2 protein-coding genes are annotated in these 1,231 nt (G+C 63.2%); both read right to left on the bottom strand.

Going from position 1 to position 1,231, the window contains the following annotated elements:
• Positions 1-371, bottom strand: a 371-nt coding sequence (locus J4F42_17795) for a nuclear transport factor 2 family protein (protein MCE2487372.1), incomplete at its 3' end; no start/stop codon positions are given.
• 80 nt (positions 372-451) lie between these two features.
• Positions 452-1,231: c-type cytochrome (locus J4F42_17790; protein ID MCE2487371.1), on the bottom strand; the 780-nt coding region annotated here is incomplete at its 5' end.

The following is a 1,231-nucleotide window of genomic DNA, read 5'->3' as shown; positions in this document are numbered from 1 at the left end:
TCGGTATCGAGGTAGGCTGTCCCTCGGATAATTTTCCCCTTGTCCATCTGGACGACATAGCAGTAGCTGTTGTTATACGCCTGACCGGTTTTGGTGGTTCCTTTGCCGACCCACTGAATCACGACCGTATCCCCCTCGGCGATGAGGTTTGTCACGGTTGGTATAGGAGGGCCGGCAAGTTTCTCGCGTTGGGGTGTGAGCGCATCCTCGACTAAGCGTTGGCGGCCGATGTAGGTCCCCGAAATGGGACAGCTGCCCATCACCGTCCAGGTGGCAGTGTCGGCTAAGAGATTGAAGAACGCCATGCCGTCGCCCTTGGCCCAGGCCGTAAAGGCGTCCTGGATGATGTGTTTGTTCTCCCCGCTGCGCATTGGTTTCTCCTGAGATGGGATAGAGGATCGCCGGCCTCTCGGGCGCTCCAGCGTTTCTTCACCCAGGCGCGGCCGTTCGGCTAAGGTTCGACGGCCTGTTCGATGGCCGGAATGCTTTGGAAATAGCGGGCCACGGCCCGGGCATCCGCATCGGTCAGGTCTTTGTAGCCGCCTTCGGGCACGCCTTCAATCACCAGCGCCATCAAGCCCTGGACATTGTCGAAGTCGGGCAGAAATCCGCTCCGCAGCAGGGTCACCATGTCGTCCTCGCTCCACTCCCCAATTCCGGTCTTGACATCCGGGGTGATGTTGGGCGCCAGCTCGCCGTCAATCCCGTCCGGATTACCGGCCATGTGGCGGGAGTGGTCAAGCGTGCCGGTCCAGCGCCGCGGGGTGTGGCACTCCTGACAGTGGGCCAAATGCTGGCTGATATACGCCCCGCGCTCGATTCCGCTCTGGGGTGCCTGAGCCGCAGCCTGGACCGGCTCAAAAAAGAGCCAGCGCCACACCCGCATGGCCAGGCTGGCAAACGGGATCGACAGCCGGTGGGGCGTATTGGCCTGGGCGACCGGCGTCAGGCTGCGCAGATAGGCGACCAGGGCGCCGACATCGGCGTCACTCATGCCGCTCAGGGCCGGATACGGCATGACCGGACTCATGACTGAGCCGTCGGGACGGACGCCGAGTCGAATGGAGTCGATGATCTGTTGATCGGTCCAGGCACCGATGCCGTGGTCGGGATCGGGCGTGATATTCGTTCCGTAAAAGGTTCCGTAGGGCGTGCTGAGCGGGCGGCCGCCGGCGTTGACCGGCCCGCCCTCGGCCGTGTGACAGCCACACCCGCCGGCCAGGGCAAAGAC

Source organism: Desulfurellaceae bacterium (genome assembly GCA_021296095.1).
In the GTDB taxonomy this organism is placed as follows: Bacteria; Desulfobacterota; Binatia; order Bin18; family Bin18; genus JAAXHF01.
Note: the sequence above shows the minus strand (reverse complement) of the source record. Positions and strands in the feature narration are given on the sequence as shown.